Annotated in this window: 20 protein-coding genes; 5 read left to right on the plus strand and 15 right to left on the minus strand. The window is 65.9% G+C overall.

Annotated features, from left to right (window positions below; all coding sequences use genetic code 11):
* The first annotated feature begins 93 nt into the window (after positions 1-93).
* Positions 94-1,377, plus strand: a complete 1,284-nt coding sequence (locus tag Q0996_RS15415) for an MFS transporter (RefSeq protein WP_299621535.1) — start codon at positions 94-96, stop codon at positions 1,375-1,377.
* Here Q0996_RS15415 and Q0996_RS15420 read toward each other — a convergent pair.
* Entirely contained in the window at positions 1,325-2,143 is an 819-nt protein-coding gene (locus tag Q0996_RS15420; RefSeq protein WP_299621538.1) for an LOG family protein, read from the minus strand. The two genes, Q0996_RS15415 and Q0996_RS15420, sit on opposite strands and share 53 nt — an antisense overlap.
* Positions 2,144-2,456: 313 nt before the next feature.
* A complete protein-coding gene (locus tag Q0996_RS15425) occupies positions 2,457-2,966 on the minus strand; it encodes a hypothetical protein (RefSeq protein ID WP_299621541.1) in 510 nt (169 codons plus the stop codon).
* Between the two features lie 189 nt (positions 2,967-3,155).
* Here Q0996_RS15425 and Q0996_RS15430 point away from each other — a divergent pair, with 189 nt between their 5' ends.
* Positions 3,156-4,208 carry a serine protease gene (locus tag Q0996_RS15430; protein WP_299621543.1) on the plus strand — a complete coding sequence of 351 codons (1,053 nt, stop codon included), beginning with the start codon at positions 3,156-3,158 and terminating at the stop codon, positions 4,206-4,208.
* Between the two features lie 148 nt (positions 4,209-4,356).
* Here the strand turns inward: Q0996_RS15430 and Q0996_RS15435 are convergent, their stop codons facing one another.
* The 8 genes from Q0996_RS15435 to Q0996_RS15470 all read right to left on the minus strand — a co-directional run bounded on the left by Q0996_RS15435 (position 4,357) and on the right by Q0996_RS15470 (position 12,852).
* Complete coding sequence (locus tag Q0996_RS15435; protein ID WP_299621546.1) at positions 4,357-6,105, minus strand: ABC transporter substrate-binding protein; 1,749 nt, start codon at positions 6,103-6,105, stop codon at positions 4,357-4,359.
* A 95-nt stretch (positions 6,106-6,200) separates the two neighbouring features.
* Positions 6,201-6,482, minus strand: a complete 282-nt coding sequence (locus Q0996_RS15440; RefSeq protein ID WP_299621549.1) for a DUF2160 domain-containing protein — start codon at positions 6,480-6,482, stop codon at positions 6,201-6,203.
* A gap of 2 nt (positions 6,483-6,484) precedes the next feature.
* Entirely contained in the window at positions 6,485-7,237 is a 753-nt protein-coding gene (locus Q0996_RS15445; RefSeq protein WP_299621614.1) for a carbohydrate ABC transporter permease, read from the minus strand.
* Positions 7,238-7,281: 44 nt separating this feature from the next.
* The gene (locus Q0996_RS15450) at positions 7,282-8,145 is read right to left on the minus strand and encodes a carbohydrate ABC transporter permease (protein WP_299621552.1); all 864 of its coding nucleotides are present in this window, start codon (positions 8,143-8,145) and stop codon (positions 7,282-7,284) included.
* Positions 8,146-8,148: 3 nt separating this feature from the next.
* Positions 8,149-9,222, minus strand: a complete 1,074-nt coding sequence (locus tag Q0996_RS15455) for an ABC transporter ATP-binding protein (protein ID WP_299621555.1) — start codon at positions 9,220-9,222, stop codon at positions 8,149-8,151.
* Between the two features lie 10 nt (positions 9,223-9,232).
* Positions 9,233-10,318 (minus strand): ABC transporter ATP-binding protein, encoded by a 1,086-nt coding sequence (locus tag Q0996_RS15460; protein WP_299621558.1) that lies wholly within the window; start codon positions 10,316-10,318, stop codon positions 9,233-9,235.
* Positions 10,318-11,841, minus strand: coding sequence for a glycerol-3-phosphate dehydrogenase (gene glpD / locus Q0996_RS15465; protein WP_299621561.1), 1,524 nt, complete (start codon positions 11,839-11,841; stop codon positions 10,318-10,320). Before glpD ends, Q0996_RS15460 begins: the two co-directional genes overlap by 1 nt.
* A gap of 192 nt (positions 11,842-12,033) precedes the next feature.
* Positions 12,034-12,852, minus strand: a complete 819-nt coding sequence (locus tag Q0996_RS15470) for a DeoR/GlpR family transcriptional regulator (RefSeq protein WP_299621564.1) — start codon at positions 12,850-12,852, stop codon at positions 12,034-12,036.
* A gap of 256 nt (positions 12,853-13,108) precedes the next feature.
* Between Q0996_RS15470 and Q0996_RS15475 the strand changes: the two genes are divergently transcribed.
* The 3 genes from Q0996_RS15475 to Q0996_RS15485 all read left to right on the plus strand — a co-directional run bounded on the left by Q0996_RS15475 (position 13,109) and on the right by Q0996_RS15485 (position 16,141).
* A complete protein-coding gene (locus tag Q0996_RS15475) occupies positions 13,109-14,758 on the plus strand; it encodes a DUF427 domain-containing protein (protein WP_299621567.1) in 1,650 nt (549 codons plus the stop codon).
* A 72-nt stretch (positions 14,759-14,830) separates the two neighbouring features.
* Positions 14,831-15,235: a hypothetical protein gene (locus tag Q0996_RS15480; RefSeq protein WP_299621570.1), complete on the plus strand. Its 405-nt coding sequence runs from the start codon at positions 14,831-14,833 to the stop codon at positions 15,233-15,235.
* A gap of 114 nt (positions 15,236-15,349) precedes the next feature.
* Positions 15,350-16,141, plus strand: coding sequence for a hydroxyacylglutathione hydrolase (locus Q0996_RS15485; protein WP_299621573.1), 792 nt, complete (start codon positions 15,350-15,352; stop codon positions 16,139-16,141).
* A 12-nt stretch (positions 16,142-16,153) separates the two neighbouring features.
* On the opposite strand, the gene Q0996_RS15490 is transcribed toward Q0996_RS15485, so the two are convergent.
* From Q0996_RS15490 to Q0996_RS15510, 5 genes are all read right to left on the minus strand, one after another.
* Complete coding sequence (locus tag Q0996_RS15490; protein ID WP_299621576.1) at positions 16,154-17,593, minus strand: phenylacetate--CoA ligase family protein; 1,440 nt, start codon at positions 17,591-17,593, stop codon at positions 16,154-16,156.
* A gap of 14 nt (positions 17,594-17,607) precedes the next feature.
* The gene (locus Q0996_RS15495) at positions 17,608-19,062 is read right to left on the minus strand and encodes a phenylacetate--CoA ligase family protein (protein ID WP_299621578.1); all 1,455 of its coding nucleotides are present in this window, start codon (positions 19,060-19,062) and stop codon (positions 17,608-17,610) included.
* A gap of 77 nt (positions 19,063-19,139) precedes the next feature.
* Complete coding sequence (locus Q0996_RS15500; protein WP_299621581.1) at positions 19,140-20,534, minus strand: HAMP domain-containing sensor histidine kinase; 1,395 nt, start codon at positions 20,532-20,534, stop codon at positions 19,140-19,142.
* On the minus strand, positions 20,521-21,198 hold the full coding sequence (locus Q0996_RS15505; protein ID WP_299621583.1) for a response regulator transcription factor: 678 nt from the start codon (positions 21,196-21,198) through the stop codon (positions 20,521-20,523). The genes Q0996_RS15500 and Q0996_RS15505 overlap by 14 nt, the downstream gene beginning before the upstream one ends.
* Positions 21,199-21,378: 180 nt before the next feature.
* Positions 21,379-22,965, minus strand: coding sequence for a Do family serine endopeptidase (locus tag Q0996_RS15510; RefSeq protein WP_299621586.1), 1,587 nt, complete (start codon positions 22,963-22,965; stop codon positions 21,379-21,381).
* Between the last annotated feature and the right edge of the window lie 250 nt (positions 22,966-23,215).

Below are 23,215 nucleotides of genomic sequence, written 5' to 3' on the forward strand. Positions count from 1 at the left end.
TATTTTCGTTATTCAAAACTATAGGCCGCCGCTACCCTCTCGGTCAATCCGGGCGCATCCCCGCCCCATAGACAACTTCAGGGCAGAACGCAGATGACCCTCGGCATCATGGCGAAGGACCGGGAAACCAGCGACGCGATGACCATCGTGATTGCCGGCGGTATTGTCGTGGCGCTGTCCTTCGGGGTGCGCTCGGTCTTCGGCGGCATTGTCGAGCCGGTCTCCCGGGATCTCTTCGGCGGCCGGATCGAGGTCTTCTCCCTGGCGATCGCGATCCAGAACCTCGTGTGGGGGCTGGCGCAGCCGGCCTTCGGTGCCGTTGCCGACAAATGGGGAGACCGGCTGGCGCTCTGGCTGGGGCTTGGCTGCTATGCCCTTGGTCTCGCCGTCTGCGTCACCGGCACCACCCCCCTCGCCCAGCACCTCGGCACCGGCCTGCTCGTCGGCATGGGAATCTCGGGCACCGCCTTCGGCGTCGTTCTCGCCGTGGTCGGGCGGGCCGCACCGCCGGACAAGCGCAGCGCCTATCTGGGCCTGACGTCCGCCTTGGGGTCGGTCGGGCAGGTCATCCTGCCGCTTGTGGTCTCACAGCTTGTCGAATGGTTCGACTGGCGCATCGTCATGATCATCGTCGCCAGCATGCTGGCGCCAATGGCGCTTTGCATCCCGCGCCTGCGCACGGCGGCAGTGCCGCCGGCTGCGGGGGCGTCGGTCTCGCTCTCTCAGACCCTGTGCCACGCTCTCACCCAGCCAAGCTATCTGCTGCTCGGCCTCGGCTTTTTCGTCTGCGGCTTTCATCTCGCCTTCATCACCGCGCACTTGCCGAACTTCGTCGAGCACTTCTGCGTCGGAACCACCATGTCGCCGGAGGAACTGCGCGCCTTCGGCCTGCGCGCGCTGGCGCTGGTCGGCCTGGCCAACATCGCCGGCACACTCCTGGCCTCGCACCTGGGCACAGTCTTTCCGAAACCCTATGTGCTCGCGGCGATCTACGGCCTGCGCTCCGTCGTCCTCATCCTTTTCATCTCACAGCCCGTGACGCCCCTTTCGGTGATGGTCTTCGCCATGGCCATGGGCATTCTCTGGCTCTCGACCGTGCCGCTCACCAGCGCGCTGGTGCTGGTGATGTTCGGCCCGCGCGCCATGGGCACCCTCTTCGGCATCGTCTTCCTCAGCCACCAACTCGGCGGCTTCGCCGGTGTGTGGATCGGCGGCGCCTACTTCGACAGCTTCGGGGACTACGATGCGATCTGGTACGCCTCGATCCTGCTCGGCCTTCTCTCCGCCGGGCTGCATCTCTGCGTGAAGGAACGGGAAATCCCTACTAGAGTCTCGGGCCCGGGATGTCCAGCGCGTAGGACTGGAGCTGTTCGGTGATGAAGTCGTAGGCCTCTTCCACCGAATCGGTGCGGAAGAACAGTTCCAGATCCTCCGGGCTGATGGTGCCGTAGCGTTCCAGCGCTTCCAGATTGATCACCTCGGACCAATAGCGGCTGCCGAAGAGCACCACGGGCATCTGCTTGCGGATCTTGCCGGTCTGGACCAGGGTCAGCAGTTCGAAGAGTTCGTCCAGGGTGCCGAAGCCGCCGGGCATCACAACCACGGCCTTGGCCAGATAGGCGAACCAGAACTTGCGCATGAAGAAGTAGTGGAACTCGAAGTTCAGTTCGCGGCTGATATAGGGGTTGTCGATCTGCTCCATGGGCAGGGAGATGTTGAGGCCGACGTTCAGGCCCTTGGCCTCGGAGGCGCCGCGGTTGGCGGCCTCCATGATCCCGGGCCCGCCGCCGCTGCAGACCACGAAGCGGCGGTCGTCGTCCTGCAGGCTTTTCGACCACTCGGTCAGGCGCCGCGCCAGCTCCCGCGTGTCCTCGTAGTAGCGTGACATTTCCAGGTTCCGCTCGGCGACCTTGAGGTCACCGCCTTCGGCCTTCGCCGTCTCCAGGCGCGCCGCAGCCTCCTCGCGGGGCAGGATACGGGCCGATCCGAAGAAGATGATCGTGTCGTCGATCTTGTAGTGGGCGAAGCGGCTGTTGGGCTCGATGTACTCGGAGAGGATGCGCAAGGCGCGCGCCGATGCGCTCTCAAGAAAGTCGGGATTGCGATAGGCCCTTTGCGGCCCGCCCTGTGTCGGATTGTCCATTGATGAGAGTCTTTCTCTGGTCCCCGGAACTCCAGGATCAGGCTATCGCAGTCCCGCCGCGCCGCAAGGCCTATTCGGGGGTTTGGGGCCGGGGTTCGAAGGCCAGCGTTTGAGCGGGGCCCCTGCCCGCAGAAAGGAAGTGCCCCCACCGGGGAGGTCGGCGGGGGCAGGCGAAGGGAAGCTTTCTTTTGGGGAAGAGAGCACTGAAAAGCAGGCTCTATGCTGCTCCACGGGCGATCTTAGCGCGACCGCTCGCGCAATACAATCCTTAGGTTGCAATTGAGATTGAATTTCTGCGTAATGGTGTCATCCCTTATTGATTGGTCTTCCACTTGCGCAGGAAGGACCGGGCCAGATCGCGGTAGCCGATGTTGGTCAGCACCACATGGTCGCGCTCGCCCGAGACGTAGAGGCTGGAGCCGGACCACAGCAGCACCTGGCCGGCACGTTCGGCCTGGGTCTTGCGGTCGAAGTAGCGGGTCGTCTGCAGGGCGGTGGCCTCGATATTGGAGATGCAGACCGTCTCCTGGTAGACGACGGTCGTCGCCTTGACGACGATACGCACATGGGCCGAGGTCTGGATGCCGATGCCCTCGGCGGCCAGCGGTTGCTGAAAGGAGTCCCGAATGAGGTCGGCCTGAAGGCCGCAGCGCTGGGATTCGGCACTCAGCGGCGCAACGCTCAACTGCATCACCGTGGCCCCGGCCAGGGGCGCGCCGGTCGGCTCCGCAGGCGCCGGCGATTCGCTTTGCGCCGCGGCTGGGGAGACGAACAAGACCAACAGACAGGCAGCCGTCGCGAGACGGGCGGGCAACGACGTCATGGGGGAAACCTCCGAAGGGATTGCAGGCAAGCGACCGGCGCGGAGTATGCCACGGCGGCCGGAGGCCGACCACTGTCTGGCACTCGAAGGCACAAGCTTCGCCCAACTGCGCTATAAGGATTGCCCGCTATAAACCATCGACGGCAGCCGCGCCTTCGGCGGACGGCAGCACAGACCTGGGAGTGCCTCTTGACGAAAAACGACTCTGTGACCGCCTCCATGCCGCGGCGGGCCGGCGGCGGCCGTGCCGCCGTGCTGGCCGCCGGGCTCCTGCTGATTCTCCAGGCCTGCGCCGCCCGGCAGGAGACACCGCCGCCCCAGGCCGAACCGGCCCCGCCACCGGCACCGCCGCCCGTTGCCGCCCCCGAGGTCCGCTCCTTCGAAGGGCGCTTCTTCGCCGATGCCCATGAGTACCCCTGGAGCGCCCTGGGGCGCGTCAATCGGGCGGGACTGGGGTTCTGCAACGGAATCCTCATCGGCCCCCGGCAGGTACTGACCCAGGCCCAGTGCCTCTATGCCAGGCGTGAGGGGCGCTGGTGGCAGCCGGGCGAGCTGCATTTCCTGGCCGCCTATCAAAAGGACAACTATCTCGCCGACTCCAAGATCGCCGGCTTCACCGCCGCCCCCGGCTACAATCCGGCGGCCGGCGCCACCCTGGTGAACCTGACCAACAACTGGGCGGTCCTCGAACTGCGGGATCCCATCGGCCTGAAGACCGGCTGGCTTGGCCTGCAATGGAACGATGCGGCGCTGAGCGCACAGGAGGCGGGCGAGAGCGCGGTGGTGCTGCGCGCCGGCTATCGTGCCGACTGGCCGCACGCGATTTCGCTCTACTTCGGCTGCGCGAGCGCGTCGGGGGGGCCGGCCGACCTCTGTCAGGCCACGCCCACCGAAAGGGCCCTGCCCCCCTTCGTGCTCAGCGACGGGGAGTTGCGGGTCGTTGCCGACCACTACCTGCGCACCGCCGCGCAGGGCAGCGCTCTCGCCCGACTCGCCGCACTGCCGCAGCGCGGCGACCGCCTGGGCCAGGCTGTCCCACCCAGCGCCAACAGCCCGGTCCGCCGCATCCCCAGCGTGTCCGCCGCCGACCTCTTGCAGGGTCTCGGCTATGCGGCGGATCAGGATCTGGGCCAGGCCGCAAACCGCTTCCGCAGCGATCAGGGCCTTGCCGGGCGCGGTCCGGTCGACATCGCGTTGCTGGCTGCCCTGCTGCAGGCGGCCCGGTCCAGCACGACACGCTGAGCCGAGCGAGGAGCGGCCCAAGCAAAAAAAGAGGGGCGACCGGAGGCCGCCCCCACAGTGGGAACTCTAAACTGATCCCATCACGTGCCGGTTTTCTTGCTCATTGCGCCGTCGTCGACGGCCCCGGCCTGGGGATCACGGACAGGGCTTACTGCCAGCGCTTGATGATTTCCTCATAAGCGATGGTCTCACCCTTCGGCTTTTCGTTGGCCAGCTTGGCCTTGGGGCCGTCCGCCTTGCCGAGCCAGGCCGAAGCGTCCTGCTCGTCGTTCAGGCGCGGGCCGCAGCCGCCGTAGACATTGGCCTGCTCGTCGGCCGCCTGCATACGGGCCATGACCTGGTCCATCTCGGCAGCCAGCCGATCCATGGCCTCCTGCGGCGAGAAGGCGCCGGAGTTCACGTCACCGATCTGCTGCCACCAGAGCTGGGCCAGCTTCGGATAGTCGGGAACGTTGACGCCGGTCGGCGACCACAGAACACGGTCCGGCGAGCGGTAGAACTCGACCAGGCCACCCAGCTTCGGCGCCCGCTCGGAGAAGCTCTCATGCCGCACGGTGGAGTCGCGGATGAAGGTGAGGCCGACGTGGCTCTTGCGCGTGTCCACGGTCTTGGAAACGACGAACTGGGCATAGAGCCAGGCCGCCTTGGCACGCTCCATCGGCGTCGACTGCAGGATGGTCCAGGAACCGGCGTCCTGATAGCCGAGCTTCTGTCCTTCCTGCCAGTAGGGGCCGTGCGGGCTCGGCGCCATCCGCCAGAGCGGCGCACCGTTGTCGTCGACGGTGTTGTTGCCTTCCGACTTCGGCGCCACCATGGAAGCGGTGAAAGCCGTGTACCAGAAGATCTGCTGGGCCACGTTACCCTGGCTCAGCGCCGGCAGCGACTGATAGAAGTCGTAGCTGGCCGCCCCCGGAGGCGCATACTGGCGCAGCCACTCATCCCACTTGCGGATGGCGTAGACGGCAGCAGGACCGTTGGCGCCACCGCCACGGGACACCGAAGCGCCCTGCGGGTTGCAGGAGCCGGCTTCCATGCGGATGCCCCACTCGTCGATGGGAACACCGTTGGGCAGGCCGGTCGAACCGGCACCGGCCATCGACAGCCAGGCGTCGGTCATGCGCCAGCCGAGGTCAGGCGCGCGCTTGCCGTAGTCCATGTGGCCATAGACGCGCACACCGTCGATTTCCTTGACGTGGACGCTGAAGAACTCGGCGATGTCCTCATAGGCCGACCAGTTCACCGGCACGCCGAGATCGTAACCGTAGATCTCCTTGAACTTGGCCTGCAGCTCGGGCTTGTCGAACCAGTCCTTGCGGAACCAATAGAGGTTCGCGAACTGCTGGTCGGGAAGCTGATAGAGCTTGCCGTCCGGGCCCGTGGTGAAGGACTTGCCCATGAAGTCGTCGATGTCGAGCATCGGGTTGGTCACGTCCTTGCCATCGCCGGCCATGAAGTCGGAGAGGTTGTAGGCAAGCTGCAGACGCGAGTGGGTGCCGATCAGGTCGGAGTCGTTGATGTAGGCGTCGTAGAGATTGCGGCGCGTCTGCATCTGGGCCTGCACCGCCTGCACGACCTCGCCCTCACCGAGGAGCTGGTGGTTCACCTTGATGCCGGTGATCTCCTCGAAGGCTTTGGTCAGCACCTCGGACTCATAGGTGTGCGTCGGGATCGTCTCCGACAGCACGTTGATCTCCATGCCCCGGAAGGGCTCGGCCGCCTTGATGAACCACTCCATCTCGGCCATCTGCTCGTCCTTGGAGAGCACCGAGGGCTGGAACTCCTCGTCGATCCACTTCTTGGCCGCATCCATGGCCCCGCCGTGGCTGTCCGCATACGCGGCCCCGCCGGCGAGCGCCAGGGCAAGGCCTGTCGCGGTTGCCAGTAACTGTCGTCTCATTCGTCGTCCTCCCAAAAGTTACCTTCGTTGAACCTCCGCGACGGCGCTGTCTCCGATGGCCGCCGCAGCACTCTCACAAAGCCTTGCGAAACTCCCTAGACATAGCGGAAGACCAGGACCGCATAGGCCACGCAAAGCAACAGAGCTATCCACAGCGGCGGTCCCACAACCGCCAGCCAGGCCAGATTGATGTAGGCACTGCCGAGCAGCGAGATGAAAAGGCGGTCGCCGCGCGTCGTATCGAGGCCGAGCACACCACGGCGCGGATTGCCGCCGGGCCGCTTCATCTCCCAAAGGCTCATGCAGATAAGCAAGAGGGCGATGACCCCGAAGAAGATCGCGGTCTGCCAGGTCCAGGCCATCCATGAGAGACCCATGCTCAGACCCTCCCCATCGCGAAGCCCTTCGCGATGTAGTTGCGCACGAAGTAAATGACGATGGCCCCCGGGATGATGGTCAGCACGCCGGCCGCCGCCAGCAGGCCCAGTTCATAGCCGGAGGTACTGGCGGTACGGGTCATGACGGCGGCGATCGGTTTCGCCTCCACCGAGGTCAGCGACTTGGCGAGCAGCATCTCCACCCAGGAGAACATGAAGCAGAAAAAGGCCGTGACACCGATGCCGCTGCCGATCAGCGGCATGAAGATCTTGGTGAAGAAGCGCGGGAAGGAATAGCCGTCGAGGTAGGCCGTCTCGTCGATCTCCTTCGGCACGCCGGACATGAAGCCTTCGAGGATCCAGACCGCCAGCGGAATGTTGAACAGGCAGTGGGCCAGGGCGACGGCGATGTGGGTGTCGAACAGCCCCAGCGAGGAATAGAGCTGCAGGAAAGGCAGCGCGAAGACCGCGGGCGGCGCCATCCTGTTGGTCAGCAGCCAGAAGAACAGGTGCTTGTCGCCGAGAAAGCGGTAGCGCGAGAAGGCATAGGCCGCCGGCAGAGCGAAGGAGACCGAGATCACCGTGTTCAGGCCGACGTAGATGATCGAGTTGATGTAGCCGCTGTACCAGGTGGGGTCGGTGAAGATGTCGATATAGCTGTCGACGGTGAACTCCGCCGGGAACCAGGAGAAGCCGCCCAGGATCTCGTTCGTGGTCTTGAACGACATGTTCAGAAGCCAATAGATCGGCAGCATCAGGAAGAGGATGTAGAGCGTCGGCACCAGCCAGCGAAGACGGGTCACTGCTTCTCTCCCTGCATGGTGATGGTGTAGAAGAGCCAGCAGACGAGCAGGGTCATCAGGAAGTAGATGATGCTCATCGCCGAGGCGATCCCGAGATTGAACTCGCCCAGCGCCGCCTTCACCAGATCGATGGAGAGCACCGTCGTGGTGTTGCCCGGGCCGCCGCCGGTCAGCACGAAAGGCTCGGTGTAGATCATGAAGCTGTCCATGAAGCGCAGCAGGATCGCGATGGTCAGCACGTGCTTCATCTTCGGCAGTTGGATGTAGCGGAACACCGCCCAGCGCGAGGCGCCGTCGATCTGCGCCGCGCGATAGTAGTTCTCGTCGATGGACTGCAGGCCGGCATAGGCCAGCAGCACCACCAGGGAGGTCCAGTGCCAGACATCCATCATGATCACCGTGAACCAGGCGGAGACCGGCTGCTGGGTATAGTCGAAGGGAATGCCGAGCCAGTTCAGCCCGAAGCCCAGAAGACCGATGTCGGGCAGCGCATAGATGTTCCACATCGCGCCGACGACATTCCAGGGGATCAGCAGCGGCAAGGCCATCAGCACCAGACAGACCGAGGCCCAGAAGCCGGAGCGCGGCATTGCCAGCGCGATGGCGACGCCGAGCGGAATCTCAATCGCCAGGATCGTGAAGGTGAAGAAGAACTGGCGCATCAGCGCACCGTGAAAGCGGTCCGACGCAAGCACCTCGTTGAACCAGCGCGTCCCCTCGAAGAAGAAGACGTTGTTGCCGAAGGTGTCCTGCACCGAGTAGTTGACCACGGTCATCAGCGGCACCACGGCGTTCAGCGCCACGATCAGCAGCACCGGCAGGACCATGAACCAGGCTTTGTTGTTCTGGATTTTTTCCATGGCTCAGGCCTCTCCCCGCACGAGGTGGGAATCCTGGTAGATGTTGATGCGCCGCGGATCGATCACCGCGGTGGCGTTGGCGGGCACCTCCGTGCCCTCCGGCAGGACGGCATCGAAGTTGCGGCCTTCGATCCGCGCCCGGACGATCTTGAAGCGGCCGATGTCTTCGACCGCGGAGACCGTGATCGGCAGGCCGTCGCCGTTGGCGGAGAGGCCGACGAACTCCGGCCTGACCCCCATCTCCACCGTGCCTTCGAGCTGCGGATAGCGGCGCTGGAGAACGAGTTCCTGGGCACCGAGGCGCAGGCGGTCGCCCTCGACCTGGCAGGGCAGCACGTTCATGCCCGGCGAGCCGATGAAGTAGCCGACGAAGGTGTGGGCCGGTTCGTCGAAGAGTTCCTCCGGCGTGCCGATCTGCACCACCTCGCCCTCGTACATCACCACCACCTTGTCGGCGAAGGTCAGCGCCTCGGTCTGGTCGTGAGTCACATAAATCATGGTGTGGCCGAACTTGTGGTGCAGCTCCTTCAACTGCGTGCGCAGTTGCCACTTCATGTGCGGGTCGATGACCGTCAGGGGCTCGTCGAAGAGGATCGCGTTGACGTCGTAGCGCACCAGCCCGCGGCCCAATGAGATCTTCTGCTTCTCGTCGGCGGTCAGGCCCTTGGCGCGCCGCCTGGCCTTGTCGCCGAGATCGAGCATGGCGATGGTGTCTTTCACCCGCTTTTCGATCTCGTCTTTGGGCACCTTGCGGTTGGCCAGCGGGAAAGCGAGGTTCTCGGCCACCGTCATGGTGTCGTAGATCACCGGAAACTGGAACACCTGGGCGATGTTGCGCTGTTCCGGCGCCAGAGCCGTCACGTCCTGATCGTCAAAGAGAATGCGCCCGCGCGACGGCACCAGAAGCCCGGAGATGATGTTCAGCAGGGTGGTCTTGCCGCAGCCGGAGGGCCCCAGCAGGGCATAGGCACCGCCATCCTCCCAGACATGGTCGATCTGCTTCAGCGCAAAGTCCGCTTCGCTGCGCGGATTGGGCATGTAGGAATGGGCAAGCTGGTCGAGCGTGATCTGCGCCATGGCCGTCTCCTCACCCTGCGCCGTTGGCCGCCGGTGCGGCGACCAGCCGGTCCGCTTCGTCGAATACGAAGAAAGAGGCCGGATCGAAATAGACCGGAATGGTGTCCCCCACCTCAACGCGGTGGACGCCGTGGGTCAGCGCCACCCAGCGCTCCCCCTGGCTCTCGACGTGCACGAAGCTTTCGGAGCCGGTGATCTCCGTCGTCGACACGGCGGCCTCCACTTCCAGGCACGCGCCCTGCGGCGGATGCAGGAGCAAGTGGTGCGGCCGCACGCCGACCTTGTAGGGCCCGTCGGCCAGCCCCTGCGCCGAAGCAGGTGCGGCAACCGAACGGCCGCCGAAACTCATCTGCCCGTCGGCCTTGACCATGGGCAGCAGGTTCATGGGCGGGTCGGAGAAGGTCCGCGCGGTGATCAGGTCCGCGGGGTTGTTGTAGACCTCGATGGTCGGCCCGAACTGGGTGACACGCCCTTCCGAGAGGGTCGCCGTCTTGCCGCCCAGCAGCAGGGCCTCGTGCGGTTCGGTGGTCGCATAGACGAAAACGGCGCCGGTCTCGGCGAAGATGCGCGGCAGTTCGACCCGCAATTCCTCGCGAAGCTTGTAGTCGAGGTTGGCCAGCGGTTCGTCCAGCAGCACCAGGTCGGCCCCCTTCACCAGGGCCCGGGCGAGCGCCGTGCGCTGCTGCTGCCCGCCGGAGAGCTCCAGCGGCGTGCGCTGCAGCAGCTCGCCCAGTTTCAGCAGGTCCGCGGCTTCCCGCACCTTGCGGTCCAGGGTAGCCTTGTCGATCCCGGAGACCCGCATGGGCGAGGCGATGTTTTCGTAGACCGACAGGGTCGGATAGTTGATGAACTGCTGATAGACCATGGCCACGTTGCGCTTCTGCACGGGCATGCCCACCACCGACTGGCCGTCGACGAGTATGTCGCCCTCGGTGGGCCTGTCGAGCCCCGCCATCAGGCGCATCAGCGAGGTCTTGCCGGAGAGGGTGGGCCCCAGCAGGACATTCAGCGAGCCGCTGTCGAGGGTGAGGCTGACGTCGCGGATGTGCATCTCCACGCCGACACGCTTGCTGACATTTTGCAGCGTCAAAGTCATCAGGCCGACTCCTGCCGTGAAGACGTACCGTCGCGCTGCGCGAGCCAGGCCTCGAGCTTCTGCTTGGCCTGCTCGGACACATGCAGCCCCATCTTCGAGCGCCGCCAGAGGATGTCGTCGGCGCTTTCCGCCCACTCGTTCTCGCAGAGATAATTCATCTCCGCCGCGTGCAGCCCGTCGCCCAGGTCTTCCCCCAGGTCTTCCAGGGAGCGGGCGCCGGCGACGATGCGCTCGGCACGGGTGCCGTAGTTGCGCACATAGCGCCAGGCCAGCGCCTCCGGTAGCCAGGGCCATTGCTTGCGGAAGCGGGCGAGGTAACCATCGAAATCGGCGTCAGCGATGTTCCCGCCGGGCAGGGCCGCGCCGGCCGTCCAGGGATCGCCCAGCGGCCCCATGGCTTCCGCCAGTTTCGCCAGGGCGTGTTCGGAGAGTCTGCGGAAGGTGGTGATCTTGCCGCCGAAGACGGAGAGCAACGGGGCGCGCCGGGGTCCGTAGTCCATTTCCAGGACATAGTCGCGGGTGGCCGCAGAGGCCGTGTCGGCGGCGTCGTCGTAAAGCGGACGCACACCGGAGTAGGACCAGACCACGTCCTCCGGCTTGATCTTGCGCTTGAAGTAGGCGTTGACGGCCGAACAGAGATATTCGGTCTCCTCCGGCGAGATCGCCACCGCACCGGCATCGCCGGTGAAGTCCACATCGGTGGTGCCGATAAGGGTGTAGGTCTGCTCGTAGGGAATGGCGAAGACGATGCGCCCATCTGGATTCTGGAAGATGTAGGGATAGTCGTGATCGAACATCTTCGGCACGACGATGTGAGAGCCCTTCACCAGGCGCAGCGACTGGGCCTTGTTGAGGCCGGCGCGCTGCTCGATGAACTCCGCCGTCCAGGGGCCTGCCGCATTGACCAGCGCCTTTGCGGTTACCTCGCGCTTGCTGCCGTCGCGCAGGTCGCGCAGCACCACATGCCAGCGGTCGTCGGCGCGGCGCGCCGAGATGCACTCGACCCGGGTTACCACCTCGGCGCCGCGTTCGCGCGCGTCCAGCGCGTTCAGCGCGACCAGGCGGGAGTCCTGAACCCAGCAGTCGGAATAGATAAAGCCCTTGCGCAGCTCCGGCACCAGCGGTTCGCCGGCCGGATGGTGGCGCAGGTTGACGCCCTTGGAGCCCGGCAGCTGCTTGCGCCCGCCGAGATGGTCGTAGAGGAACAGACCCAGGCGGATCAGCCAGGCCGGCCGCAGCCCTTTGTTGTGTGGCAACACGAAGCGCAGCGGCCAGATGATGTGCGGCGCCGAGCGCAGCAGCACTTCGCGCTCGATGAGCGCCTCGCGCACCAGCCGGAACTCATAGTATTCGAGATAGCGCAGGCCGCCGTGGATCAGCTTGGTGCTGGCCGAGGAGGTCGCGCTGGCGAGATCCTGCTTCTCGCAGAGCAGGACCGAAAGGCCACGGCCCGCGGCATCGCGGGCGATACCCGCCCCATTGATACCACCACCGACAACAAGGATGTCGACCGCCTCGGTCATGACCGGCGAAGAGCCCTCCCCAATGACTCTCCCTTTGCTGGGAGATGTCGCGGCCCGAGCGGGCCACGCTTGATTGCATTCGGGGCATCATAGGCCGGCTCGCCGCCGTTTGACAATCGATTTTATTCGAAAACGAAAATTTCCGAACCCAATCCGAACACCCCCGTCGGAAGCGGGGCGGCATGTCGGTGGCTAATCGGCGCCGGCGATGTGCAAATCCACCTCGGACTCCTTCAAGATCTGCTGCATCGCCTTGGAGGGCCGGCGGTCGGTGAAAAGAGCATCGATTTCACGCACATGTCCCAAGCGAACCAAGGCATTGCGTCCGAACTTGGTGTGGTCGGTGGCGAGGAAGACGCGGCGCGAATTGACGATGATGGCCTGCGACACCCGCACCTCGCGGTAATCGAAATCCAGCAGAGAGCCGTCGTCGTCGATGCCGGAGATGCCGATGATGCCGATATCGACCTTGAACTGGCGGATGGTATCCAGCGTCGCCTCGCCGACGATGCCGCGGTCGCGGCTGCGCACAAGGCCGCCGGCGACGATCACCTCGAAGTCGCGCTTTTCCGCTAACATATTGGCAACATTGAGATTATTGGTAATTACCCGGAGCCCGTGATGATCGACCAGGGCCTTCGCGACCTCTTCGGTGGTGGTCCCGATGTTGATGAACAGCGAGGCGTTGTCGGGCACCTCCGCCGCCACGACCTTGGCAATTCGGGCCTTTTCGCCACGGTTCAGGACCTGGCGTGTCTGATAGGCGAGGTTTTCCACCGACGACGGCAGTCCCGCGCCACCGTGGTAGCGGCGCATCAGGCCGCGTTCGCAGAGTTGGTTGATGTCGCGCCGGATGGTCTGGGGCGTGACCTCGAAATGCTCCGCCAGGGCTTCGATGGCGACGAATCCCCGCTCGCGGACCAGGTCGATGATCCGCTCCTGGCGCGGGTTCAGCCCACTGCGGCCACCCCGCGGATCGACTGCTGCTGTCGTGCTGGCCGGATCGCTCATGCCTCACTCCTGACTCGGATCATGATAGAACGGACGGCAGATTTTCGGAACCGAAAATTCTGAACCCCCACCGGCCTCTTAGAGGGAGAGCGGGAGGGGAAGCCCTTCTACCATGCGGCAATTCCGGGGTCGGAGGATCTGAGGGCGTGAAAGGCGGGTCGGATGTGCCTATATTCAACGCAATCAGCCACTTCTCAGACACGGCGCCGCAGTGGATTTCCCGGCGCCAGTGATCGCGTCAAAGGTTCTTCCGCCCATGCAAGAGGTCGCACCCCTCGCCCCGAAACAGCCGGAAACCCTGGATTCCGCCGACTACAGCATTGAGATCGAGCCCAGCGGCAAGCGCGTGAAAGTCGTCTTCAACGGCCAGGTGGTGGCCGACAGCCGCCGTGCCCTGATCCTTCACGAGACCCGCCTTCCGGCGGTCTACTACCTGCCCCGTGAAGATGTCGCGATGGAGTTTCTCAAGGCGAGCGACCACACCACCTATTGCCCCTTCAAGGGCACCGCCAGCTACTGGAGCGTGGATGTGGGCGACAAGCTGGCCGAGAACGCCGCCTGGAGCTACGAGGACCCGATCGAGGAGGCGCTCGGCATCCGCGGCCATATCGCCTTCTACTGGAACAAGATGGACACCTGGTTCGAGGAGGACCAGGAGGTCGAGATCGATCCCGGCGACAGCCTGACGGAATACGCCAACCCGCTGGCCGCCTGGATGCTGCGCGAAGGCTGGGAGGCCACCTCCTCCGCCGAGCTGGTCGACCGTCTGGGCCGCCAATTGGTGGAGGCCGGCTTCGGGGTTTCACGCATGAACGTGATCATTCCGACCCTCCACCCCCAGATGGCCAGCAACGCCTTCGTCTGGCGGCGCGGCGAAGCCGTGGTCGACGAGCGCGACATGCCGCACTACGGCCTGCAGTCCGAAGCCTATCTGAGCAGCCCCGTCGTCCGGATCTTCGAAGGGGCCGGCGGTATTCGTCGCCGCCTCGAGGGGCCCAACCCGGTCCTCGACTTCCCGATCCTGAAGGACCTGGTCGAACTGGGCGCCACCGACTACGTCGCCATGCCGATGCGCTTTTCGAACGGCAAGATCAACGGCCTGACTCTGGCCTGCGACAAGCCCGGCGGCTTCACCACCGAGCATCTGGGACAGATCCACGAGATCTTGCCCATGCTGAGCCGGCTGCTGGAGGTGCACGCCATGCACCGCATGTCCCGCTCCCTGCTGGATACCTACCTCGGCGCCTACACCGGCCAGCGCGTGCTCAACGGCCTCATCAAGCGCGGTGACGGCGCCAACATTCCGGCGGTGATCTGGTACTGCGACCTGCGCGGCTCCACCGCCCTTGCGGACAGCGTGTCCCGTGAGGACTACCTGGATCTCATCAATCGTTTCTTCGAGGCCATGGGCGGCGCCGTGCTCGACGGCGGCGGCGAGGTGCTGAAGTTCATCGGCGACGGCCTGCTGGCGATCTTCCCCATGGAAAAGACCGGCAAGTTCGATAAGGGCAAGGAGATGTACTGCGGGCGCCATGCCGGCCGCGAGGCGCTGAAAGCAGCGCGCGAAGCGCTGGCCCGCATGGAAGAGGTCAACCATGCCCTGGCGGAGGACGGGCGCGCGCCCCTGCGCTTCGGCATGGCCCTGCACATGGGCGACGTGACTTATGGCAACATCGGGGCGCCGAGCCGGCTCGATTTCACGGTCATCGGCCCCGCCACCAACGAGGCGGCGCGGCTCGACAACCTCACCAAAGAGCTCGGCATCCCGCTGTTGGTCTCCGAGGACTTCGAACAGGTCGTGACCGGCTCCCTTGTCTCATTGGGGCGCTTCCGCCTGCGCGGGGTGGCCGAGGATATGGAGGTCTTCACCCTGCCAGAGCTGGCGCCCGCCGTCGCGGCCAAGTGACCCCCGGCGCGCTCAGCGAAACTCGGTCTGAGTCCGCCGTCGGCGCAGAGCGTGTCTGATCCAGCCGACAGAGTGTCAAACACCCCCGCCGGGCTGCTGCTCTCCGCAAGGCGTTCGATCCTGGTGATCGGCGCCGCGCCGGGTTATGGGTCGGAGGCGCCGGCCGAGGTTTCCGCCAACCGTGCCCTGCTGACAGCCGCGGCGGAGCGTCTGCAGGTGCCCTGCTGCGCGCCGGGGGTGGCCGCCGACTGCGCGGGCCGCGATCAACTGGTGATCGCCGAGCCGCTGCCGAGAGTGCTGCCGGCCGCCGGCCGGCGTTTCCTCGTGCTCGACTGCCTGCCCGCCGACAGCCGGCCGGACCCGGACTCGCTCGCTAGGGATAGCGTCACCGCGGTGACGACGGAGATGGTGGTCTTCGAATGGCTGGAACGCGCCGACAGCGACGACTTCCGGGCCCTGCTGAAACTCATCCGCTAGCCGCCCCGCAACCTTGTGCCATGGTGCGCCGCCGTGCCTTGGCCTATGCTCCTGCGAGGAGATCTCCGGCGGGCCACAGTTGCCGACGTTAGCCGGATGCACAAGGAGAGAGCGATGATTGTCGAGCAGATCTGGACCGCGAATGCCTACCGCAATTTCAACTACCTGATCGCCTGTCCGGAGAGCGGCGAGGCGCTGGCGATCGATCCGCTCGACCACAAGAAGTGCCTGGCCGCCGCACGGGACCGCGGCTGGGAAGTCACGCAGATCCTCAACACCCACGAGCACGGCGACCACACCGGCGGTAACAAGGCCATGGTGGCGGCGACCGGCGCGCGCATTCTGGCGCACCGCAACGCCAAGGACCGCATCCCCGGCATGGACCAAGGCCTGGATGCCGGCGACGTGGTGAAAGTTGGCAAGTCGGTGGACCTGGAGGTGCTGGACACGCCGGGCCACACCATGAGCCACGTCTGCCTCTTGTCCCGCACCGACCAGCCGGCGCTGTTCTGCGGCGACACCCTGTTCAACGCGGGGGCCGGCAACTGCCACAACGGCGGCCATCCCAACGAGCTCTACCACACCTTCGCCGAGCAGCTCTCCCGACTCCCCGACGAGACCCTGATCTATCCGGGCCACGACTACATCGCCAACAACCTGCGCTTCACCCTGGACCGCGAGCCCGACAACCGGGACGCCGAGACCCTGCTGGGCAATGTGGAGGATCAGGATACGGACCGGGCCCTGGTCTCCACCCTGGCCTTGGAGAAGAAGATCAACACCTTCTTTCGCCTGCAAAATCCCACAGTCATCGCCCGCCTGCGCGAGGCCTTTCCCAATCTGCCGGAGACCCCGGGCCCCAAGGAGGTCTTCCTGAAGCTGCGCGAGCTGCGCAACAGCTGGTGATCGGCCGATCCCCTATCGCTGTGGCAGCGCCTCCGCCGGCGGGGCGCATTCCGACACGAAGTCTTCGGTCTTGCCGCTCGGGCTGAGAGGAATCGTGTCGACCCTCTGCAAAGCCAAGTCCGGGCGCGGCTCTGCGATCTCCGCCTCCCAGCGCTGGCGCAGCCAGGCCTCGAAGCCCGGCGGCAAGGGTTCGGCCACCGTTACCTGAATGACATAGGATCCGTCGCGCTGCTGACGGATCTGATACTGGCGGAGGTTGGCATTGAGGTCGCGGGGCATGGATTCCAGCGCAACCTTCAGGCAGTGGACCTGCAGCGAGGTGCCATCGGGCGTATAGGCCATTCGGCGATAGCGGCCATGGATCGTGCCGAATGCCGGCAGCGTCCGGCCGCAGGGACAGGGCCCCTCCACCGCCATCGCCAGATCGCCGGTTTCGTAGCGAATCAGCGGCATCGCCAGGTTCCTCAAAGCCGTGACCACCAGGCGGCCGATCTTGCCGGGCCGGCAAGGCCGGCCCTCGTCATCGACGATTTCCACAAAGCAGTGCTCGGCGTTCACATGGTAGCGGCCGGCCCGGCAGCGCTGCGCCACCCGGCCGATCTCGTTCAGGCCATAGTTCTCGTCGACGGCGATCCCGAAGTTCCCTTCCGTCCGATGCCGCATGGCGGCGGTCATCTGCTCGGAGATGGCATAAACCCCCCGAACACCGATTTCCGCCGCCGCAGGGCCGAGATCGAAGGCGAGGCGTTCCAGTGTCGAGGGATAGGCCATGAGGTAGTCGGGACTCGTCTCGCGCAACCAGGCGATCTGGCGCTCCAGCGGAGCGGTCACACAGATCCCGGCGTAGCCGCCGGTCTCGAACAGCCGGCCGACATAGCGCCAGCGATCCTGTTTGAAACTCGATCCCAGTGGGCGCCGCTGCCCCTCCGCGGTCGGCGGAAACTGTGTGGAAACACGGATATCGGCACGCAGGCCCTTCGGATTCCAGCGGAACCAGCGAAGCTGGCGCTGCTCAAGAAAGGTGAACATCCAGTTGCTGGTGTTGGAGTGCAGCACCCTCGTCGCGCGCCCCGTGGTTCCCGACGATCCGAACCAGCCAAAGGCCTTCTCCCCTTTCGGCAGGGCGGTCGCGCGGAGCGTTTTGCCGTTCTCCTGAACCTCGGCCTTGGTCAGCAAAGGCAACCGCTGCAGATCCCTCGACCCGGTGGTGTCATCGGGGATCAATCCGGCTTCGGCAAAGCGCCCCTGATAGAAGGGCACGCGCGCTGCGGCAAAGCGCAGAACCCGCGCCAGCTCCTGATCCTGCTGACGGCCAATCTCCTCCGGATCGCGAAACTCGTTGGTCAGCAGGGCCTCAAACTGCGTCATCTGCCGGAAGTCCGGGAGCAGTCGCCAATGGCGCTGTTCCTCGCGCTCGCGCTCCAGACTGGTGGCGATGGGTGCCGAAGCCATGGTCAGCGGTTCCGTCAAGGGCGCCGCGTGACCGTCGGGTCCGGCCGCGCATCGCTGCCGGCGGAGGGAAAGAAGTCGGAGGTGAAGTCCTGGTACTTGCCGCTGGGCGGGCGCGCGATTTCCTCCACCTCGATCAGCTCCAGCGACAGGGCCTCCTCGCCAATAGAGCCCTGCCAGGCCTCATGCAGGCGGGCGCCAAAGGCGTCGGGCAGAGGTCCGACCGTGCAAAGGCGCATCTCAAAGCGCCCGTCGCGGAACTGGTGCACCTGGAACTGGCGCAGATTGCGCATCAACTCCTGCGGCATGGCCTGCAGTTCGTCGCGCAAGGCCTCGACGTGGACCAGGGTGCCGGGCGGCAGGAAGGCGATGCGGCTGTAGCGGCCGACGATGTCGTCGAAGGCCGGCAGCGTCCGCCCGCAGGGGCAAAGCCCGTCGACCGCGGTGGCCAGATCGTCGGTGTCGTAGCGCAGCAGCGGCATGGCCGGGTTCTTCAGCGCCGTGACCACCAGGCGTCCGGCGGTGCCTGGCGGGCAGGGTTGGAGATCCTCGTCGAGGATCTCGACGATGCAGTGCTCGCTGTTGATGTGATAGCGCCCGGCCGGGCAAAGGCCGGCGATGATGCCTACTTCGTTCAGGCCATAGTTCTGATGCACCGGAACCTTGAAGGTGTCCTCGATGCGCCGGCGCATCGGCTCGGTGAGCTGCTCGGAAATCGCGCGCGTCGAGAGCAGGCCCGGCGGCGGCGCGCGGTCCTGACAGGCGAAAGCCATCTGCTCCAGAATCTCCGAGGCGCCGGTGAGGTGCGCCGGCCGCTCCCGATAGACCCAGTCGATCCGCTCCTCCATGGGCGTGAAGACGTTCAGCCCGGCATAGGGGCCGGTCTGGAAAAGCCCACCCAGATAGCGCCAGCCCGGCCTTCGGCAGGTTTCGCCGGGCGCAAAGGCGCTGCCGTCCGGCTTGACCGGCAGTTGGTGCGGCAGGCGGATCTCCGCCACCTTGTCCATGGGGTCCCAGCGGCACCAGCGCACGTGGCGCTGACCCATCACCGTGAACATCAGGTTGCTGTTGTGGGTGTGGGCGACCTGGGTCGGCCGGCCGGTGGTGCCCGAAGATGCGAAGACGCCATAGAACTTCTCGCCCGCCGGCAGGCGGTCCGGCTGCAGGCGCCGTTCGTTCTCGAGAATGAGGCGCTTGGACAGCAGCGGCAGCTTGAGCAGGTCCGCGGCGGACACGACGTCGGCAGGCGTGAGCTTCAGGCGCTCGAAAAGATCGCGGTAGTAGGGCACCCGCTGCACCGCAAAGGCGACCAGCTTTCGCAGGTCGGCCCCCTGCTGCGCCAGCAGCACCTCCGGAGGTTGGAACTCGTTCTCCACGAGCTGTTCGAAGATGGGAAAGCGCGGCCCCTGTGGCAGCGGCCGCCAACGCGCCTGTTCCTCGCGTTCGCGCTCCAGGCTGGTCGCCTCAACCAATCGGCGGTCCCCCTCTGTCTCGCCGGCTTCCTCAGCGCATCGATGCGACAAGCTGTCTTCCGCGCCGCGCCGGCTGACTATCGCCCCGGCGGGGTGCCTTGGGCAAGCGGCAGTTCCAACGCGGCGCAGAGCCCCGGCGCGTGATCACTGAGGATCAGCCTGCCGTCATGCAGGCGGGCCACCGCCTGGACCAGGCTGAGGCCAAGTCCGCTGCCGGCGGTGCTGCGGCTGCGTTCCAGGCGGACGAATCGCTTCAGGACCTCTTCGCGCTTGTCCTCGGGGATGCCCGGGCCGCGATCGCCTACGCTCAGCACAGCCGTCTGCCCCCGCCGCCTCGCCGCGATGTCGATCCGCCCGCCCTTACCGGAGAACTTGATGGCATTGTCCAGCAGGTTGACCAGGGCCTGGAACAACATGTCGCGGTCGCCGGTCAGCCGAATATCCTCCAGCGGACCCACGGCGAGGTCCATGCCGAGATCCTCGGTCAGGGGCGCATAAAGCTCGACGACGTCCTCGACCAGCCCCTTCAGGTCGACACCGGTAAAGCGCTCGCGCGGTGTTCCCGCTTCCGCCTGGGCGATGCTCAGAAGGGCCGCGAAGGTCTTCAGGATGCTGTCCGCCTCGGCGATCGCCTTGGCGATGGCATCGCGGTACCCCTCGGACTTCGGGTCTTCCATCAAGGCGAGTTCGAGCCCGCCGCGCAGACGTGCCAGCGGGCTGCGCAGGTCGTGGGCGATGTTGTCGCTGACCTGGCGCATTCCCTCCAGCAGACGTTCGATCTGGTCCAGCATGGCGTTGAGGTTGCCGGCTAGTTGATCGAACTCGTCGTCGCGGCGGCTGAGCGGAACCCGGCGCGACAGGTTGCCGGCCATGATCTCGCGGCTGGTGCGGTTGATCGCCTCGATCCGTCCCAACAGGACCCGGCTCATGAGCAGCCCGCCCAAGAGGGAGATACCCAGGATCGCAAGCAGGCTCCAAGCGAGGATCTCGCGGATCAGTCCGGCGACCCGGTCGCGCTCCCGCACGTCGTGGCCGACCAGCAGGCGAAAGCCGCCCGGCAGTTCGAAGGTGCGGGCGCGGCCGAAGTTGACACCGCCGTTCTCAGCCTCGGGAAACTCCAGGCGAAAGGTCAGCCAGCCGGCCTCGTCCGCCGGCTCGTCGGGCCAACGGCTGAGGTTGCCGGCCAGCCGGCGGCCGGCGGCGTCGGTCACCAGATAGAGCCCGCGGGTCCGCTCCGCAGCAACGGCGCGGCGCTGAATGGCGGTGATCAGGCCGGGGGTTCCGCGCTGCGAGAACTGCTCGGCCAAGCCGCGGATCTCCGCATCGATGGTACTGTCGATCTGGCGGGAGACGACGTTGGCGGTGATCCAGAAGACGGCGCCGGCGAGCACGGCGGCTGCCAGGCTGAAGAAAACCAGGTAGACCAGCGTCAGCCGGAAGATGCTGGACCGCAGGAGGTTAGCTGGTCTCACGAAGGGAATACCCCGCACCCCGCACGGTGTGCAGCAGCGATTGTTCGAAGTCCTTGTCGATCTTCTGTCTCAGGCGCGAGATGTGAACGTCGACCACGTTGGTCTGAGGATCGAAGTGATAGTTCCAGACATGCTCCAACAGCATGGTCCGGGTGACCACCTGACCGGCATGGCGCATCAGGTACTCCAGGATCTTGAACTCCCGCGGCTGCAACTCGATGGACCGGCCGCCGCGCCGCACGCTGCGGGACAGCAAGTCCATTTCCAGATCGGCGACCCTGAGGCTGGTATCGACCTGGCCCGCCGCCGGACGCCGCAGCAAGGCCTCCACCCTGGCCAACAGCTCGGAGAATGCAAAGGGCTTCACCAGATAGTCGTCGCCGCCGGCACGCAGACCCTTCACCCGGTCGTCGACGCCACCCATGGCAGAAAGAAAGAGGACCGGCAGGTCCTTACCGGTACCCCGCAGGGTCTCCACCAGCGAAAGCCCGTCGAGATGGGGGAGCATGCGGTCGACGATGGCCAGGTCGAAGTCCTCGCTGGCGGCGCGCAGCAGGCCGTCCCGGCCGTCGGCGGCAACCTCCACGGCATAGCCCGCCTCGCCCAGACCCTTGGCGATGTATCCGGCGGTCTCCCCGTCGTCTTCGACAATCAGCACACGCATCGCGCCCGGCCTTTCGCGGCATTCCCTCACCAGGACTGAGCTCATCTAAGGCGGCATCAAGGGTTAGGCCTTTCGGCTCGGGCCCGCAAGCCTCGGTGCAAACCTCCAAACGACGAAGAGGGTGCCCCTGGACCAAGCCCAGGGGACACCCCTCGTCAGACGACCGCCTCTTCCGCGGCCTCAGGCGGATTTCAGACGCAGGGCGAAGAAGCTCTCGCTGCCGCCCCGCGCCGCCTTGACCGTGACGACGGTCTCGCCGCTGTCTTCCAGCTCGGCAACGCGGGCCGCCGCCTCTTCGGCGGTGCCCACCGGCTGGGAGGTGATGCTGCGGATCACGTCGCCGGGCCTCAGGCCGCTGCGGGCGGCCGCACTGCCCGGTTCGATCTCCACGATCACGACACCGTTGTCGGACTCGGCGAGCCCCAGATCGCCGCGGATACCGTCGTCCAGGTCGGCCACGGTGACGCCGGTCTCGCCCAGTGCCATCCGGTCCGCCGGGCGCTGCTCTTCGCCCTGCGGCGGAGTCACCGCAGATACCTGCTCTTCAGCGGGAAAGGCCCCGGTCACCACTGAAAGCGTCCGCTCTTCGCGGTCGCGCCAGATAAGGATCGTCGCGGGCTTGTCGATGGCGGTCCGCGCCACCAGGCGGCTGAGATCCTTGACCCGCGCAACCGCGGAGCCGTCCCACTCCAGCACCACATCGCCGGCCTCAATCCCCGCGGCGGCGGCCGGACTCCCCGGCTCAACGCTGGAGACCAGCGCGCCCTTGGCTTCTTGCAGCCCGAGCCCCTCGGCCATGTCCGGGGTCACGCCCTGGATACGCACGCCCAGCCAGCCGCGCTCCACTTTGCCGTCGTCGCGCAGATCGTCGACGATCCGGCTGGCGAGATCGGAGGGAATGGCAAAGCCGATACCGACGCTGCCGCCGTTGGGCGAATAGATCGCCGTGTTGACGCCGATCACCTCGCCCTCGGTGTTGAAGGTCGGGCCGCCGGAGTTGCCGCGGTTGATCGGCGCGTCGATCTGGATGAAGTCGATCAGGGTGCCGCCGGGCAGATCGCGGCCACGGGCCGAGACGATACCGGCGGTGACCGAGCCGCCCAGGCCGAAGGGATTGCCGACGGCCACCACCCAGTCACCGGGGCGCAGGCCCTCGGACTCGCCAAAGGCGACAGAAGGCAGAGGCTCTTCGGCTTCGACCTTCAGCAGTGCCAGGTCGGTGCGGGCATCGGCGCCGATCAGGCTCGCCTCATAGGCCCGGCCATCCCGCAGGGTGACCGTGATCTCCTCGGCGCCGTCGATCACATGGTTGTTGGTCACAACGTAACCCTCGGGATCGATCACGAAACCCGAACCGGCGCCCCGGCCGGGCCGCGGCTGAAGACCTTCGTCCGGACGCTCACCGGGGCGCTTACCGGGGCGGGTACCGGGAAACTCACGGCCAAAGAAACGCTCGAAGAACTCCCGGAAGTTCGGGTCGCCGCGAAAGGGAGAACCCTCCGGCGCTGCCTCCGGCCCGGTGCCTTCGCGCGCGACAGCCCGATGGACCACCGAAATGTTGACCACGGCGGGCGCCACCTCCTCGACCAGATCAGCGAAGCTCTCCGGGGCCGGCCGGGCGGCTGCCGGTGCCAACAAACCGGCTGTCAGGACAATGGAGAGGCCTGCGGCGGCGAGAACAGTCCGCACGCCGGGGCGGCGGCGCAGGGAAACGGAGGCTTCATCGCTCTCGGGAAGCCTCGGATTGGGGGCAAGGACAGAGACCACGGTGCTACCTCCTCAGCAGGTCCGAAGAAACACCGTTCAGATGGTGCCCCGGCATTACCGATGCCTGTCCGGATCATTAACTTTCGTTCATGTCCCGGCACCGCCGGACCGGCCCCAGTGCAAGGACGCCCGGCCCGCCCCGAATTGACCTATCGCAAGGGCCATAAGCGCCGGGCAGGCGATGATGGTGGGTCGGCCCCGGGGGTTCGCCACTTACAGCGGCACCCACCGGGCAGAAGAACAACGAGAG

It is taken from the genome of Pelagibius sp., from assembly GCF_028289705.1.
In the GTDB taxonomy this organism is placed as follows: Bacteria; Pseudomonadota; Alphaproteobacteria; order Kiloniellales; family Kiloniellaceae; genus Pelagibius.

Bases quoted from the DNA above. Each gene is read 5' to 3' on its own strand.
- Q0996_RS15415 (WP_299621535.1), top strand. From the start codon at position 94: ATGACCCTCGGCATCATGGCGAAGGACCGGGAAACCAGCGACGCGATG.
- Q0996_RS15420 (WP_299621538.1), bottom strand. From the start codon at position 2,143: ATGGACAATCCGACACAGGGCGGGCCGCAAAGGGCCTATCGCAATCCC.
- Q0996_RS15425 (WP_299621541.1), bottom strand. From the start codon at position 2,966: ATGACGTCGTTGCCCGCCCGTCTCGCGACGGCTGCCTGTCTGTTGGTC.
- Q0996_RS15435 (WP_299621546.1), bottom strand. From the start codon at position 6,105: ATGAGACGACAGTTACTGGCAACCGCGACAGGCCTTGCCCTGGCGCTC.
- Q0996_RS15440 (WP_299621549.1), bottom strand. From the start codon at position 6,482: ATGGGTCTCTCATGGATGGCCTGGACCTGGCAGACCGCGATCTTCTTC.
- Q0996_RS15445 (WP_299621614.1), bottom strand. From the start codon at position 7,237: ATGCTGCCGATCTATTGGCTTCTGAACATGTCGTTCAAGACCACGAAC.
- Q0996_RS15450 (WP_299621552.1), bottom strand. From the start codon at position 8,145: ATGGAAAAAATCCAGAACAACAAAGCCTGGTTCATGGTCCTGCCGGTG.
- Q0996_RS15455 (WP_299621555.1), bottom strand. From the start codon at position 9,222: ATGGCGCAGATCACGCTCGACCAGCTTGCCCATTCCTACATGCCCAAT.
- Q0996_RS15460 (WP_299621558.1), bottom strand. From the start codon at position 10,318: ATGACTTTGACGCTGCAAAATGTCAGCAAGCGTGTCGGCGTGGAGATG.
- glpD (WP_299621561.1), bottom strand. From the start codon at position 11,841: ATGACCGAGGCGGTCGACATCCTTGTTGTCGGTGGTGGTATCAATGGG.
- Q0996_RS15470 (WP_299621564.1), bottom strand. From the start codon at position 12,852: ATGAGCGATCCGGCCAGCACGACAGCAGCAGTCGATCCGCGGGGTGGC.
- Q0996_RS15475 (WP_299621567.1), top strand. From the start codon at position 13,109: ATGCAAGAGGTCGCACCCCTCGCCCCGAAACAGCCGGAAACCCTGGAT.
- Q0996_RS15485 (WP_299621573.1), top strand. From the start codon at position 15,350: ATGATTGTCGAGCAGATCTGGACCGCGAATGCCTACCGCAATTTCAAC.
- Q0996_RS15490 (WP_299621576.1), bottom strand. From the start codon at position 17,593: ATGGCTTCGGCACCCATCGCCACCAGTCTGGAGCGCGAGCGCGAGGAA.
- Q0996_RS15505 (WP_299621583.1), bottom strand. From the start codon at position 21,198: ATGCGTGTGCTGATTGTCGAAGACGACGGGGAGACCGCCGGATACATC.